The sequence below is a fragment of the Hymenobacter cyanobacteriorum genome, assembly GCF_022631375.1.
Taxonomy (GTDB): Bacteria; Bacteroidota; Bacteroidia; order Cytophagales; family Hymenobacteraceae; genus Hymenobacter; species Hymenobacter cyanobacteriorum.
Window position 1 is genome coordinate 660,121 of record NZ_JALBGC010000004.1, and the last position, 14,563, is coordinate 674,683.

Sequence of the window (14,563 nt, forward strand, 5' to 3'; positions counted from 1 at the left end):
AGCATCTTGCCCGAGGCAGTAAACCAATCGTGAGGGCGCTGGTGATTAGTGGTGGCGGGCAAGATGCTTCGCTGCGCTCTGCATGACGTTCACGCGGCCAACCAATTCCCCAAGACCCCAAGTCCCTAAGACCCCAATGATAAAGCAAGTTGTCACGTTCGGCGAAATCATGATGCGGCTGTCGCCGCCGCTGAATTACCGGTTCGCGCAGGCCAGCGGCCTGGAAATCACCTACGGCGGCGGCGACGCCAACGTGGGGGCTTCGCTGGCCGGCTTGGGCGTGCCCGCCGCCCACGTCACCTGCTTCCCCGATAACGACTTGGGCCGTGCCGCGGCTCAGCAGTTTCGCGCGCTGGGCGTGAACATGGACGCCACGGTGTACGAAGGCGACCGCCTCGGCTTGTATTTCCTGGAAGTAGGGGCGGGGATGCGGCCCAGCAAAGTGGTGTACGACCGCGCCAACTCGGCCTTCGCCAACCTCGACCCGGCCAGATTCAACTGGGATGAAATCCTGAAAGATGCCGGCTGGCTGCACTGGACGGGCATCACACCCGCCATTTCGGCCAGCACCGCGGAGGCCACGCGCCAGGCGATTGCCGCCGCGCGTCGCCTGGGCCTCACCGTATCGGCCGACGTGAACTACCGCCGCAACCTCTGGCAATACGGCCATACTGCCCAGAGCGTGATGAGCGAACTGGTGCAGGGCTGCGACGTGGTGGTGTGCTCCGAAAACGACGCCGAGGACCTGTTCGGCATCGTGCCCGAGCCCGGCACCGACAACAAGTTCGTGTCGGTAGCCCGGCAGGTGATGGCGCGGTTTCCGCAAATCAAGCAGGTCATCACGACCCGCCGCAAAACGCACAGCGCCTCGCACAACGGCCTGAAAGGCGTGTTTTACGATGGCCGGCAGCTCCTCGAAACTGTCAGCCACGAAATCAACCCCATTGTCGACCGCATTGGTGGGGGCGATGCCTTCATGGCTGGCTTCATCTACGGTTCGCTGGCCTATGAACACCCGCAGCAGGCCCTCAACTTCGGCGTGGCGGCCTCGGCCCTCAAGCACACCATCCACGGCGATGTCAACCTAGTGACGGTGGCCGAGGTGGAGGAAATCATGAAAGGCAACACCAGCGGCCGGCTGGTACGATAAGCTTTTAGCTGGCAGCTATTAGCTGTTAGCCTTCTCTCAATAATTAAATGCTAACAGCTAGCAGCTAATGGCTAACCGCTCAAAAACAGAAATTCTTGCCGCGCTGCTGCGCTACCCGGTAGTGCCGGTATTCTACCACGCCGACGCGGCTTATGCGCAGCGCATCGTGCAGGCCTGCTACGCGGGCGGAATCCGTGTGTTCGAATTCGTGAACCGGGGCGAGCAGGCGCTGACGGTGTTCAAGCAGCTGCAGGAGTTTGTGGCCGCGCAGTGCCCCGATATGGTACTGGGCATCGGCACGATTTACAAGGCAGCCGAGGCCGAGCAGTTTATCGCCGCCGGGGCCGAGTTTGTAGTGCAGCCACTGGCCACGGCCGAAGTGGCCGAGGTGTGCCGCGCTCACGACATTCCGTGGCTGCCCGGCGCGCTGACGCCCACCGAGATTTACAACGCCAGCGAGCTGGGCGCGGCCGTGGTGAAAATCTTCCCCGGCAACCTCGTCGGGCCCGATTATGTGAAGGCCCTGCGCGGTCCCATGCCCCACATCAAACTCATGGTGACGGGCGGCGTGGAGCCCACCCGCGAAAGCGTTTCGGCTTGGTTTGGGGCGGGCGTGAATGCCGTGGGTATGGGCTCGCAGTTGTTCAAGAATGCTGATGATACCGACGCCCTGACCGCCAGCATTGGCGAGTTGATGGGGTTTGTCAGTGAATTGAAAAAGAGTTGATTGTAAGTGAAAATAACGTCATACTGAGCGTAGCTGAAGCATCTCGCTCGTATCGTCCTCACGATTGAATTACTGCCCCGAGCAAGATGCTTCGACTCCGCTGCGCTTCGCTCAGCATGACGTTCCGGATTAACTGGCTGCCCAATACCTACTTCCGCCTAAAACCACCCACCCGATGACCCCACTCGCCACCCAAAGCCCGCCCGCTTCGCCGCTCGATACGGCCAATGCCGTGATGGGCCGCTTCCGCTGGACCATCTGCGCGCTGGTGTTTTTCGCTACCACGATTAACTACCTCGACCGGGCCGTTATCTCGCTGCTGAAGCCTTACCTGGAAACGGAGTTTCACTGGAACGCGGGCGATTACGCCAACATCGAAATCGCCTTCAAGCTGGCTTACGCGGTGGGCATGGTGGGGGCGGGCCGCATCATCGACAAGCTGGGTACCAAGCTGGGCTACGCGCTTTCGACGGCGCTGTGGAGCATCGCGGCCATGGGCCACGCGCTGGTGAGCAGCACGTTTGGCTTCGGCATTGCACGCGGCTTTCTGGGCATTACCGAGGCGGGCAACTTCCCGGCCGCTATCAAAACCACGGCCGAGTGGTTTCCGCAGCGCGAGCGGGCGCTGGCCACGGGCATCTTCAACTCGGGCTCCAACGTGGGGGCCATTGTGGCCCCGCTCACGGTGCCGCTCATTGCCGAAACCATTGGCTGGAAATGGGCTTTCATTATTACCGGTGCATTAGGGTTTATCTGGCTGGTGCTCTGGATGGTGTATTACGAAACGCCCGCCAAGCACGCCCGGCTTTCCAAGGCCGAGTTCGACTACATCAACGCCGATATTCCGGCGGGCCTGCCCACCGAGGGCGTGACGGAGGAAAAGCCTAAGGCCTCGTGGGCCACGCTGCTGGGCTTTCGGCAAACCTGGGCCTTCGTGATTGGCAAGTTCCTGACGGACCCGGTGTGGTGGTTTTACCTGTTCTGGCTGCCCGATTTTCTGGGCAAGCAATACAATTTGAAAGGCACAGCCATTGCGCTGCCCGTGGCGGCGGTTTACATCCTGTCGAGCATTGGCAGCGTGGGCGGGGGCTACCTGCCGCTGGGCTTCATTAAGCGGGGCATGCCGGCGTTTCAGGCCCGCAAGCGCGCCATGCTCATCATTGCCTGCTGCGTGTTTCCGATTGTGTTTGCGCAATGGCTGGGGCAGCTAAACATGTGGCTGGCGGTATTGGTCATCGGCATTGCGGCGGCGGCCCACCAAGCCTGGAGCGCCAATATTTTCACCACGGTGTCGGACATGTTTCCGAAGCGCACGGTGGGTTCGGTTACGGGCATCGGCGGCATGGCCGGTGGGTTGGGCGGCATTGCCCTCACGGCGCTGGTGCAGAAGCGCTTGTTCGTGCATTTTGAGAGCATCGGGCAGATTGATAAGGCCTATTACATCATGTTTTTCATCTGCGGCGCGGCTTATCTGCTGGCCTGGGTGCTGATGTTCACGCTCGTTCCCCGCATGGAGCCCATCAAACTCGATGGCGACGAGTAGTGCCCCGGGCCGGCCGCCGGTTTCGGGCCATTTCCTGCCATTATTTAACGTGATTTAGATGAAACACCTGCTGCTTTTTGCTGCGCTGCTACTCTTCGGCTGCGCCAGCTCCCGCGCTCAAACTCCCGTCGCCAAGCCCATGAACGCCACCGAAAAAGAAGTGGAAGACCTGGAGCGCCAGCGCTTCGCCGCCCAGGTGAGCAAGGACTACGCTTTCCTCGAAAAAGCCTTCGCCGACGACCTCATCTACACGCACTCCAATGGCAAGCAGAACAACAAGACGGAGTACCTGCAATCCATTCGCGACGGCAAAAGCCAATACGACAAAATTGACGTGGAAACTCTGAATGTGCGCGCCTACAACGACGGCAAAACGGCCGTCGTGAACGGCACCATCCTCATCACCCTGCCGCCCAAGGACGGGCAGCCCAATCTGGCCCACCTCAAGTACGTGGTGGTGCAGGTGAAGGACAAGAAGAAAGGCTGGCAGGTCGTACTGTGGCAGTCGCAGAAACAGGCGAGCTAGCCCGTCATGCAGAGCATTCTGCGCATCAAGCAGAGACGAAGCATCTCGCGTGCGCAACGCAATCCATTCAATAGAATCAGTGGTGGCGGGCAAGATGCTTCGCTGCGCTCTGCATGACGTTCTGATTCGTCCTAGCATAATCTCACCCATGACGCCCACCCACGAAAACGCCCTGGCCACGCCCGTGGGCACCACGCTCGAGCGCTACATTAAGCGCAAGCAGAGCGAGTTTGCCTACGCTACCGGCGAGCTGAGCCAACTGTTGCGCGACATTGCCCTGGCCGGCAAAATTGTGAACCGCGAGGTGAACCGCGCCGGCCTCTCGCGCATCACCGGCGCGATGGGTGAGAAGAACGTGCAGGGCGAGCACCAGCAGCGCCTCGACGTGGAGGCCAACATCCGCTTCGTGCGCGCCCTCACCAACGGCGGCGAGGCCTGCGCCGTGCTTTCGGAAGAAGACGAGCACATCATCCAGACGGGCAACGTGTTCGGCAAGTACGTGGTGGCCATCGACCCGCTCGATGGCAGCAGCAACATCGATGTAAACGTGAGCATCGGCACCATTTTCAGCATCTACCGGCGGGTGTCGCGGGTGGGTGGCCCGGCCCGGCCGGAAGACTTTTTGCAGGGCGGCCGGGCGCAGGTGGCCGCGGGCTATATCCTGTACGGCTCCAGCACCATGCTCGTGTACACCACCGGGCACGGCGTGGCGGGTTTCACCTACGAAAACTCGCTGGGCGAATTCTTCCTCTCGCACCCCGATATCAAAATTCCGCGCCAGGGACCCGTGTTCAGTTGCAACGAAGGCAACTGGTTCGACTACCCCGAGTTCGTGCGCACCTTTCTGATGACCTGCAAGGAGCGTCGCCTCACGGCCCGCTACGTGGGCTCGCTGGTGGCCGACTACCATCGCAACCTCTTCACGGGCGGTATTTACCTGTACCCGCCCACCGTCGACAAGCCCACCGGCAAGCTGCGGCTGCTGTACGAGGGCTACCCGCTGGCCTTTATCATCGAGCAGGCCGGCGGTGTGGCTGTGACCGGGGCCGACGTGGTGCTCGATGTGCACCCCACCGCCGACCTGCACCAGCGCGCCCCGCTCTTCGTGGGCTCGGCCGAGCTAGTGGAGGAGTTGCAGGCCGTGGCGGCACGGTAGGAGTGGGGTTTTGATGGGCAGTCCTCAAATACATCTGTCATCCTGAGCTTGCGAAGGACCTTATCACAGCAGCGTCGGTTGCGTAACGGCAACTCGTTCAGGCGTGATAAGGTCCTTCGCTAGCTCAGGATGACAGACGTATTCAATTACCAAAACATCCATTGATGAAAACCTTCCTCCTGTTGCTGCTTGCCGCGTTGGCTGCTACCGCCCAGGTCCGCGCCCAAACCGGTACCAACGTGCTAGACTGGAAGGCCAATACCACCCTCACCAGCTACCTCAATCAGCAGCTGCACGCGCAGTACGCCGGCCGTCCCGCCGGGCTGGCCCGCGCTGCGCAGTCGGCGGCCGGAGCTGCGGCCTACCGCGACAGCGTGCGCGCCCGCTGCCGCCGGGTGCTGGGGCCGCTGCCGGCCTGCACGCCGCTGCGGGCGCAGGTGGTGGACCAGCTGGTCCGGCCGGGCTTTCGCATTGAGAAAATCATTTACGAAAGCACACCGCGGCACCACGTCACGGCCAATTTGTACGTGCCCAACGGGGCCGGCCGGTGGCCCACCGTGCTGCTGCCCTGCGGCCACGAGAACGAGGCCAAAGCCACCGTCAGCTACCAGCAAACGGCCATGCTATTTGCCACGCACGGTTTCGCGGTGCTGGTGCCCGACCCCGTTTCGCAGGGCGAGCGCATGCAGCTAACCGACGCGGCCGGCAAGCCCCTGGCCCGTGGCGGCACTACCGAACACACCCTGCTGAACGCCCAGGCCGCGCTGGTGGGCCACAACCTGCCCGCCGCCGAGCTGTGGGACAATATCCGGGGCCTCGACTACCTGGCCACCCGGCCCGACGTGGACACGGCCCGTTTCGGCTGCATCGGCAACTCGGGCGGTGCTACCCAAACCGCCTACCTGCTGGCCGTCGAGCCCCGCCTGAAAGTAGCGGCCCTGTGCAGCTACGTAGCAGCCGGCGAGCGCAACCTGGAGCTTACCGGCCCCGCCGATGGCTGCGTGATGCTGCCCAATGCCGGCCGCGCCCGCCTCGACCTTGCCGACTGGCCCATTGCCTTTGCCCCGAAGCCGTTGCTGCTGCTGGCCGGCCGCTACGACTTCGTCGATTTCAACAGCATCGAAACTGCCCACGCCGAAATAGGAAGCATCTATCAGGCGCTGGGGCAGTTGCGGCAGCATCAGTTATTCACGGCGGAGGACGGCCACGGCATCTCAAAACCCAAGCGCGAAGTAGCAGTGCGCTTCTTTCTGAAGTGGCTAAAAGGGGAGGTGGCCCCCGCTGCCGTGCAGGAAGGACCGCTGCCCGTTGCCACTGCCCGCGAGCTGCAATGCACAACCACCGGGCAGGTGAATACCAGCTTCGCCGACGAAGAAAACCTGTCGGCGTTTTATCAGGCCGAAGCGAAACGGCTGGTGGCTGCTCGCCCTCCGCTCACCGCCCAAAAACTGGGGCGGCTGGAATTCTGGCAGCCCACAAACGCTGCCTTCGACGTCCTTTTTTCCCGGGAAGACCAAGGCCACGCCCTGCGCATGGAGCCCCGCGACACGCTGCGCCGCGACGGCTTGCTGCTCCAGAAGCTCATTCTGCGCAGAGGCCAGTTTTTGCCCCTGCCGGTGCTGCGGCTCGATGCGCCCGCCGCCCGCAAAGCAACCGGCCGCGTGCTCATCTGCTTCGCCGATGCGGGCAAGGCCACGCTGGCCGACAGCACCGCCTGGCTGCGCGCGCAGTTGAAAAACTACGATGCGGTGCTGCTGGCCGACCTGCGCGGCCAGGGCGAAACCGCCGACCCCGGTGCTGCCCTCGACCCCAAGTACTACAACCGCGAGTACCGTCCGGCCCTGCAGGGCCTGCACCTGGGGCTGCCGCTGCTGTATCAGCGCATGGCCGATGCCGCGCAGCTGGCGCGCTATGCCACCGATGGGCCGACGCGCGGCCGCTCCGTGGATGTTTATGCGCTGGGGCGGTCGTCATCGCTGGTGGCGTTGCACCTAGCCGCCGGGTTAGGTCCGGTTATGCGGCAGGTGCGGCTGCCAATCCTACCGGTTTCCTGGCAGGAAATACTGAGCCAGCCAACCACTAAAGACGTTTACTCCGACGTGCTGCCCGGCGTGCTGCTCTGCTACGACGTGCCCGATTTGGTGCGGGCGCTGGGCAAGGTCATTAAAAGAATGTAATTGCGTGTGAATATAATAAAAAATCAATTTGAGAATTTACCTGTGCAATGAAATATTGCTAAAGTTATTAAATTAACTAATTGATAGTCTTGCTTAAAAATGAATTGAATTTGCGATGGCTATTGCCTATGTTTGTGAATGCCGCTTGAAATAGTTTAATATATTTTCAGGCTGCCCTTCATCGGCAGGAAGGAACTGCTGCCAACATTATCTTCTTTTCCATTCTGGTTAGTTATGAAAAACATGTTCACAATTGTGGGCTGCTGCCTGCTAAGCGCGGCGGCTTTTGCCTCAACGAATCTGCCCGGCAAGTCGGCCCTGGCTGGCCGCCAGCAAAGCAGCGTAGCGGTTGCCGCCAGCGCCAATGTTTCGCACGACGCGGTGCTCATCTGCCACAAAGGCCGCGAAATTACGGTTGATGCCCACGCGGTGCCCGCCCACCTGGCGCATGGCGACAAGCTGGGTTCCTGCACCAGCACGCCTCCCGGCGACATCGACCCCAAGTAGGCTGCTGGCACCAGCCGACTGCCGCCCGTTGCGGGCGCTTGGCAAAGCCCCGACTGACCGCAAGCAGTCGGGGCTTTTGTGCTTTGAGCCCAAAGACGGTAACGGCTCATCACCTGGCTCTAGCAACTCCCCGCGCCGCCTTATCTTTCGGTACTGAAAAACCACCGACTGCCCGCAGCCGCCATGTTGCCCCCCACGCCCCGCCCGGTCCCCGCCGCCGACCTGTGGGCCCGCCTCGAAGCCTTCGACCTCGACGCCACCGGGGCCGCGCTCCCGTTTTCGCAGCGCCTGGCCCGCGACAACGGCTGGAGCCCTGCCTTCGCCCGCCGGGTGGTGCGCGAATACAAGCGCTTCGTATATCTGGCCGCTACCTGCGACCACCCCGTCACGCCTTCCGATGAAGTTGACCAGGCCTGGCACCTGCACCTGGTGTACACCCGCTCGTACTGGGACGAGCTGTGTGGGCAGGTGCTGGGCTTCGCTCTGCACCACGGCCCCACGCGCGGCGGCGCGGCCGAGGGCCGGAAGTTTGGCGACTGGTACGCCCGCACCCTGCAATCGTATCAGGACGCTTTCGATACGCTGCCGCCTGCTGATGTCTGGCCACCGGCCACGCAACGATTTGGCGACGCGCCCTACTTCCGGCGCGTGAACCTGCGACGGCACTGGCTGCTGCCGCGCCTGCGCTGGCGCTGGGGTTGCCCCGGCCGCCGCGAAGCGCTGGGGCTGGCTGCCGTGCTGCTGTTGCTGGGCTGCACCGCCCGCACTCCGCTCAACCCTTTTGACTGGTATGGAACCGAGTTTCTGCTGCTCTTCAGCGGGCTGTGTGTGGTGCTGCTGCCGGCGGCCGTGTGGTGGAGCCGCCGCCTCGTGGGGGCACCTGAGGTGTACGACGGTGAGCGGCTGAGCACATATGAGGCGGTGCGCCTGGCCGACAACGGCCGCCGCCTGGCCGAAAGCGTGGTAGCGGCGCTAGTCCACAACGGCCAGGCCGAGCTGGTGCCCGGTCGCAAAATCCGCCGCACGGAAGCCGCTGCCCCCACCGATGCCTGCGAACTGGCCGTGTGGAACCTGATGCATGCCAACGGCGAAACTGACCTGGATACACTGCGCGAGCGAGTTTCGGCGCCTGCCTTTGGCGAAACTCCCAAGCTAGACCAGGCACTGGTTGATAAAGGCTTGCTGCTGGCACCCGAAACCCGCCAGCGCATCGACCGCATTCCCCGGCTTACGGCTGTTGGCCTCGTGTTATTTGGCCTGGTAAAAGTATTCGTGGGCCTGAGCCGGTACCGGCCGGTTGAGTTTCTGGTGCTGCTGCTAGTAGTGCTGATTGTTACTTCCTGGAGCTACCTGCGCGCTAATGGCAGCTGGGCCACCGGTAGCGGAGCCCGGCTACTGCCCAACCTGGGCGCGGCGGTGCGGCGAGAGCGTAAACAACGGCCGTTTTCCGGACAGGTCGTGGCGCTTTCCGTCGCCATTTTCGGCATCGATGAGCTGAAATACGTGGGGCATAGTACCCTGGCGGCCTACTTGGCCCCCCCGCCGTCGGATAGCAGCAGCGGGGGCGATGGCGGCTCGGGCTGCGGCGGCGGCGGTTGTGGCGGGGGCGGCTGTGGAGGCTGCGGCAGCTAGCCAAAAGCAGCCTGCTACCTTCGTGCCATCGAACCTGCGCCCCGAATTGGCGTAGCAGGAGCGAGGGCTGCCAATGCCGCTCACCCTCGCCGGCGCAGTTTGCCCGGCGCTTGCCTTTGCTTTTATGAAAAAATCTACGCTGATTGCGGTGGTCGTTGTGTTGGTGGCCGTGGGCGTGCTGGGCCGCCGCTGGTGGGTGAAATCGGACAGCGAAGTGGCCGCGCTGGCTGCCGGCCCCGCGCCCGCCGCCATCATTCCCGACTCAACTTCGGTGGTGCTGGCCGGCCGCGTGGGCGCGGGCGGCACCGAGCCGGTACTGGCCAAAAAGCCCGGCCGCATTCGCAACGTGTATTTCGACGCGGGCCAGTACGTGCGGCGCGGCACCATCATCGCCAAGCTGGCCGATTACAACTTCGTCACGGCCCCGCACGACGGCTTTCTGGGGGCGCGGCAGGTTTCGGTGGGCGAGTACGTGAAGCCCGGCACTGTAGTCACGAGCATCTCGCGCAAAGGCTACCTGCTGGTGCCGGTGGCCGTGCCCGCCGGCAGCCCCGCCCACGTGCAGCCCGGCGACTCGGTGCGCGTGTGGGCCACCAGCCGCCCCACCCGCGTGGTCACCGGCGTGGCCGCCCTCGCCGAGGACACCACCGGCGGCAAAAATCTCGAAATTCGTTGCCCCTCGCGTTCCCCGCTGCGCCTGGGCGAAGCAGCCAGCGTGCAGCTGAAACGCTAGGGCGGGAGGGCAATACGGAAAAACGGTCATGCTGAGCTTGTCGAAGCATCTCGCGTGCAATAGTAAATCAATTACTGCTGCGGTAGAGATGCTTCGACTGCGCTCAGCATGACCGTTCTGCTTATTGATTTTCCGCCGATGAGCCAGATATGCTACTGCGCCACCAGCTTAAACGGCACCATCTGCACGTCGCGCGAGTTGCCGCCCACCATCACCTGGAAATCCCCGGGCTCGGCTGCGAATTTCAGGTCGTTGTTGTAGAACTTCAGCGCATCCGGCGCGAGGCGGAAAGTGAGGGTTTTGCTCTCGCCTTTCTTGAGCATCACCTTCTGGAAGCCTTTTAACTCCGAAACCGGGCGCGAGCTGGAACCCACCATGTCGCGCAGATAGAGCTGGGCCACTTCCTCGCCGTCCACGTTGCCGGTGTTTTGCACGGTTACGCTTACGGTTAAGGTCTCGGCGGGGCCGATGGTGCTTTTGCTGAGCGTGGGCTTGCCGTAGGTGAACGTGGTGTAGCTCAGGCCGAAGCCGAAGGGGTAGAGCGGGTCGTTGCTTACGTCGAGGTAGCGCGACTTGTACTTGTCGAGCTTCACACCACCGTAGGGCCGGCCGGTGTTCTTGTGGTTGTAGTAGAGCGGCACCTGGCCCACCACTTGCGGGAAAGTGGCCGTGATTTTACCGCTCGGGTTGTAGGCCCCAAACAGCACGTCGGCAATAGCATTGCCCGCCTGTGTGCCCGCAAACCACGTTTCCAAAATGGCGTCGGCGTTCTGGTTTTCCCAGCTGATGGCCAGCGGGCGACCATTCATCAGCACCAGCACGAGCGGCTTGCCGGTGGCTTTCAGGGCCTTCAGCAGGGCCAGCTGCTGGCCGGGCAACGTGATGTCGGCGCGGGCGGCGGCCTCGCCGCTCATGCCCTGGCTTTCGCCCACCACGGCCACCACCACGTCGGCGCTTTGGGCCACCTGCACGGCTTCTTTTATCATTTCCTCGGAGCTGCGCTTGTCGATTTCGAGCTCGCCGCCGTGGGCCTGCAGGCGGTCCAGCATCTGCTGGTCGTCGGCGATGTTGGCGCCCTTGGCGTAGGTGATTTTGAGGCCGGGCGCTGCGGCGCGCAGGCCCTGCTCCACCGATACGGCCTGGTGCCAGTCGCCGGCCCCGCTCCAGCTGCCAATCACGTCGCGCTGGCGGTTGGCCAGCGGGCCGATGAGGGCGATGCTGCCGGTTTTCTTCAGCGGCAGGGCGTTGCGGTCATTCTTCAGCAGCACCATGCTGCGGCGGGCAATGTCGCGAGCGGCGGCGATGAATTCGGGCTTCATCAGGGTGCTGCTGGCGCGCTCGGCGCTCACCTTGCGGTAGGGGTCGGCGAAGAGGCCGAGCTTGTACTTGGCCTCCAGAATGCGGCGGCAGGCGGCGTCGAGCTGGGCCTTGCTCACCGCCCCGGACTGCAGGTTTTTGGCCGTGTATTTCAGGAATTCCTCGCCGACCATGTCCTGGTCGATGCCCGCGTTCAGGGCCAGCGCGGCCACCTGCTCGTCGGTGCCCATGCCGTGTTCTTTCATCTCCGGAATGGCCGTGTAGTCGGTGCACACAAACCCCTGAAAGCCCCACTGCTTGCGCAGCAGGTCGGTCATCAGCCACTTATTGGCCGTGGCCGGAATGCCGTTGATGTCGTTGAACGAGGACATCACCGAGCCCACGCCGGCATCGATGGCGGCTTTGTAGGGCGGCAGGTACTCGTTGTACATGCGCTGGCGGCTCATGTCGGTGGTGTTGTAGTCGCGGCCGGCCTCGGCGGCGCCGTAGAGGGCGAAGTGTTTGAGGCAGGCCATTACGGTGTTGGGCTGGGTGAGGTCGTTGCCGGGGCCCTGGTAGCCGCGCACCATGGCTTCGGCAATGCGCGAGCCGAGGTAAGGGTCTTCGCCCGAGCCTTCGGAGATGCGGCCCCAGCGGGCATCGCGGGCAATGTCCACCATCGGCGAAAACACCCAGTCGAGTCCGTCGGCGGTCGATTCTTCGGCCGCGATGCGGGCGCTTTGCTCAATGGCCTGCAAATCCCAGCTGGCCGCCAGCCCTAGCGCAATCGGGAAAACGGTGCGGTGCCCGTGAATCACATCATACCCAAACATCAGCGGAATGTGCAGCCGCGACTCCTTCAGGGCCATTTCCTGCAGCTTGCGCACGGCCACCGGCGTGTAGGTATTGAACACGCCCCCCACCAGGCCCTTGCGAATGTTGGCATCCACATCCTTGCTCACCACCGGCCCGGTCACGTCGAAACCAACTGATACCAGGTTTAGCTGACCGATTTTCTCCTCGGTTGTCATCTTCGCCATCAGTCCGTCGATGTATTGCTTCATCTTGGCATCGGTGGCGGAAGCAGCCGGCGCAGGTTTTTTCTGGGCCTGAGCAACGGGAGCGAGGGAAAGCGCGAGGAGGAGCGAGGCAAGGGGAATTTGTTTCATGCGGAAGGGTGGGCTTTGAACGATGTAGAGACGCAATACTTTGCGTCTCGTCGTTGCTGATGTTGTTTAAGTTGCGCAGTTCGGCTCAGTTGCGGTTGTTCAACGACGAGACGCAAAGTATTGCGTCTCTACATTGTTCTGTTAATTACTTCGCTAATACTACGGGCGTTCGGGTCGAAACGCCGTTTTCATTAATAGCTTCGATGGTGAAATAGTACGGACGGTCCTTGTCCATGCCTTTGAAAGTATAGTCGTTGGCGCTGTGCACCATGATGCACGAGTAGAGCTTGTCCGACGCCAGCCCAAAGTAGATATTGTAGGCGTAGGCGCCATCCACCGGGGCCCAGCGCAGCCAGGCGCTGCGTGGGTCCTTCTCGGTGCGTAACACCACGAAGTCCTTCACCGCCGCCGGTTTCGCGCCGCTGCCCAGGCCGAAAACGCGCAAGCCGCTGATGGCAAATTTGCCGGTGGGCATGTGCTGGTTTTCAAGCTTAATGAAGCGGGTTTTTACCGGCTTGGCCAGTTCGATGTAGTCGTGCGGTACGTCGGTTTTGTTGCGGCTTTTATCCACTAGCAACTGCCAGGTTTTGCCATCCAGCGAGTGGTAGAGCTTATATTGATGAAACACGCCCAGCGACTTGCCCAGGAACTCCGCATCTTGGTCGGCATAGTTGATTTGGATGGCGCGTACGGTGTTCACACTGCCCAAATCGGTCTGAATAAACTCGCCGGGCCGGGCCGTGGCGGCGCTCCAGTAGGTCTTGATGTTTTCATCGACCGCGTAGTTGGGCAGGTGGCCGCCCAGCGTGCTCGATACCTGCACCGGGCGCTGGTAGTTCAGCAGCATCCAACCCGTGAACTGCGGCTGCAGGTGGTTGGCCGGGCCGGTGGGCAGGTAGTGCGGGTAGTCGCCAAAAGCGGTGTTGGTGTAAAGCGTGCCCTCGGCATCGAAGCCGGCCGGCCACAGCCCCAGGCGCCGCTCGAAGTTGTTCTTGCCGTTGATAACCAGCGTCGAAACGTGCCACCAGCTGTCCCAGGCATCCTGAAAGGTGTTGCCGTGGCCCGCGCCCCGCGCGAAGCCGCCCGGCTTGTAGGCAAACGGGTTGTGCGGTTGCGGCGTGAACGGGCCCAACGGCGCGTCGGCTACCTGCACGCCGTCGGCGTAGCCGCTGAATTCGGTGCCGGGCGCGCCGTATTGCAGGTAGTAGCGCCCGCCGTGCTTGGTCATCCACGCGCCTTCCATAAACGGGTCGAGGAAGGTGTTATCCAAATATTCGCCGAAGCGCTGCCAGCCGAACTGCTTGTCATTGAGCCCGAACATGATTTTGGGCTCGCCGATGGGCTGGAATGTTTTGCGGCTGATTTGCTGGCCGTAGAGCGGCAGGCTGTTGCTGCTGCCCCAATACAGGTACAGCTTGCCATCGGTGTCGAGGAAAAAATCCGGGTCCCAGGCACCCACCTGAAAGTTGTGCACGGCCTCCTTCCAGTCATCGACTTTCGGATTGGTGCTCATCCAAATGGGGAAATTCTTCTCGTGCGTCGAGCCGTATACCAGCAGAGTATCGCCGAGCACGAACACGGCCGGGGCGCACAAGTCATCATACACCTTGTGCTCGGGGCGCAGGAAATGGCGCGGGATGAACTTCCAACTGCTCAAATCGTGGCTCCACCAGTAGCCCCACTGGTTGGTGGAGAAGAGGTAGTAGTCGCCCTTGTAGCGGGTGATGACCGGGTCGGCGGTGGCGCGGTGCCGGCCGGCGGTGGCGAAATTGGGGATGGGCGTGTAGCCGTAGTCGAGGTTGAGCGGGTTGCAGTAGGTGGGGCGCGTTTGGGCGGCTTTCGGCTGCGCCTGGGCGGCGAAGCTGAGTAGCGAGAAGAGGCAGAAGAAGCTAAAGAATTGGGGCATGAATGGAAAATCGTCTGTCATCCTGAGCGGAGCGAAGGACC

The 14,563-nt window shown here is 62.4% G+C and carries 11 protein-coding genes; 9 read left to right on the forward strand and 2 right to left on the reverse strand.

What is annotated here, in order from left to right:
- The first annotated feature begins 136 nt into the window (after positions 1-136).
- The 9 genes from MON38_RS17005 (at position 137) to MON38_RS17045 (ending at position 10,151) form a co-directional block, all read left to right on the forward strand.
- Entirely contained in the window at positions 137-1,150 is a 1,014-nt protein-coding gene (locus tag MON38_RS17005) for a sugar kinase (protein WP_241937345.1), read from the forward strand.
- Between the two features lie 67 nt (positions 1,151-1,217).
- Entirely contained in the window at positions 1,218-1,877 is a 660-nt protein-coding gene (locus MON38_RS17010; protein ID WP_241937346.1) for a beta/alpha barrel domain-containing protein, read from the forward strand.
- Positions 1,878-2,052: 175 nt separating this feature from the next.
- Entirely contained in the window at positions 2,053-3,420 is a 1,368-nt protein-coding gene (locus MON38_RS17015) for an MFS transporter (protein WP_241937347.1), read from the forward strand.
- Positions 3,421-3,478: 58 nt separating this feature from the next.
- Positions 3,479-3,946 carry a nuclear transport factor 2 family protein gene (locus tag MON38_RS17020; RefSeq protein ID WP_241937348.1) on the forward strand — a complete coding sequence of 156 codons (468 nt, stop codon included), beginning with the start codon at positions 3,479-3,481 and terminating at the stop codon, positions 3,944-3,946.
- Between the two features lie 148 nt (positions 3,947-4,094).
- Positions 4,095-5,102, forward strand: a complete 1,008-nt coding sequence (gene fbp, locus MON38_RS17025; protein WP_241937349.1) for a class 1 fructose-bisphosphatase — start codon at positions 4,095-4,097, stop codon at positions 5,100-5,102.
- A 164-nt stretch (positions 5,103-5,266) separates the two neighbouring features.
- Complete coding sequence (locus tag MON38_RS17030; protein WP_241937350.1) at positions 5,267-7,279, forward strand: alpha/beta hydrolase family protein; 2,013 nt, start codon at positions 5,267-5,269, stop codon at positions 7,277-7,279.
- 234 nt (positions 7,280-7,513) lie between these two features.
- On the forward strand, positions 7,514-7,786 hold the full coding sequence (locus MON38_RS17035; RefSeq protein WP_241937351.1) for a hypothetical protein: 273 nt from the start codon (positions 7,514-7,516) through the stop codon (positions 7,784-7,786).
- Positions 7,787-7,969: 183 nt separating this feature from the next.
- Positions 7,970-9,418 carry a TIGR04222 domain-containing membrane protein gene (locus MON38_RS17040; protein WP_241937352.1) on the forward strand — a complete coding sequence of 483 codons (1,449 nt, stop codon included), beginning with the start codon at positions 7,970-7,972 and terminating at the stop codon, positions 9,416-9,418.
- Between the two features lie 124 nt (positions 9,419-9,542).
- Positions 9,543-10,151, forward strand: a complete 609-nt coding sequence (locus tag MON38_RS17045; RefSeq protein WP_241937353.1) for an efflux RND transporter periplasmic adaptor subunit — start codon at positions 9,543-9,545, stop codon at positions 10,149-10,151.
- Between the two features lie 152 nt (positions 10,152-10,303).
- Here the strand turns inward: MON38_RS17045 and bglX are convergent, their stop codons facing one another.
- Together bglX and MON38_RS17055 are read right to left on the reverse strand one after the other, a co-directional pair.
- Positions 10,304-12,616 (reverse strand): beta-glucosidase BglX, encoded by a 2,313-nt coding sequence (gene bglX / locus MON38_RS17050; protein ID WP_241937354.1) that lies wholly within the window; start codon positions 12,614-12,616, stop codon positions 10,304-10,306.
- Between the two features lie 145 nt (positions 12,617-12,761).
- Positions 12,762-14,522, reverse strand: coding sequence for a family 43 glycosylhydrolase (locus MON38_RS17055; protein WP_241937355.1), 1,761 nt, complete (start codon positions 14,520-14,522; stop codon positions 12,762-12,764).
- Between the last annotated feature and the right edge of the window lie 41 nt (positions 14,523-14,563).

Excerpts from the sequence above, each read along its gene's own strand:
- MON38_RS17005 (WP_241937345.1), top strand. The coding sequence starts at position 137 with ATGATAAAGCAAGTTGTCACGTTCGGCGAAATCATGATGCGGCTGTCG.
- MON38_RS17010 (WP_241937346.1), top strand. The coding sequence starts at position 1,218 with ATGGCTAACCGCTCAAAAACAGAAATTCTTGCCGCGCTGCTGCGCTAC.
- MON38_RS17015 (WP_241937347.1), top strand. The coding sequence starts at position 2,053 with ATGACCCCACTCGCCACCCAAAGCCCGCCCGCTTCGCCGCTCGATACG.
- MON38_RS17020 (WP_241937348.1), top strand. The coding sequence starts at position 3,479 with ATGAAACACCTGCTGCTTTTTGCTGCGCTGCTACTCTTCGGCTGCGCC.
- fbp (WP_241937349.1), top strand. The coding sequence starts at position 4,095 with ATGACGCCCACCCACGAAAACGCCCTGGCCACGCCCGTGGGCACCACG.
- MON38_RS17030 (WP_241937350.1), top strand. The coding sequence starts at position 5,267 with ATGAAAACCTTCCTCCTGTTGCTGCTTGCCGCGTTGGCTGCTACCGCC.
- MON38_RS17035 (WP_241937351.1), top strand. The coding sequence starts at position 7,514 with ATGAAAAACATGTTCACAATTGTGGGCTGCTGCCTGCTAAGCGCGGCG.
- MON38_RS17040 (WP_241937352.1), top strand. The coding sequence starts at position 7,970 with ATGTTGCCCCCCACGCCCCGCCCGGTCCCCGCCGCCGACCTGTGGGCC.
- MON38_RS17045 (WP_241937353.1), top strand. The coding sequence starts at position 9,543 with ATGAAAAAATCTACGCTGATTGCGGTGGTCGTTGTGTTGGTGGCCGTG.
- bglX (WP_241937354.1), bottom strand. The coding sequence starts at position 12,616 with ATGAAACAAATTCCCCTTGCCTCGCTCCTCCTCGCGCTTTCCCTCGCT.
- MON38_RS17055 (WP_241937355.1), bottom strand. The coding sequence starts at position 14,522 with ATGCCCCAATTCTTTAGCTTCTTCTGCCTCTTCTCGCTACTCAGCTTC.